General features: G+C 53.5%; 1 protein-coding gene. It reads left to right on the top strand.

The annotated features are described in order from the left end of the window. The coding region (locus Q4563_RS22180; RefSeq protein ID WP_303606079.1) for a glycogen/starch/alpha-glucan phosphorylase at window positions 1–241 on the top strand (241 nt) is incomplete at both ends.

Below are 241 nucleotides of genomic sequence, written 5' to 3'. Positions count from 1 at the left end.
GAATTCGACTGGGACAAGGCCTGGGCCATCACCAGCCGCTGTATGGCCTATACCAACCACACCTTGCTGCCAGAAGCCCTGGAACGCTGGCAGGTATCACTGTTCCAGAAACTGCTGCCGCGCCTGCTCGATATTATTTATGAAATCAACACCCGCTTCCTGAAGCAGGTAGCGATGAAATGGCCTGGTGACAACAACCGTTTACGGCAGATGTCCCTGATTGATGAACACGACAACGTGC

This window comes from Gilvimarinus sp. 1_MG-2023 (assembly GCF_030548285.1).
Note: the sequence above shows the minus strand (reverse complement) of the source record. Positions and strands in the feature narration are given on the sequence as shown.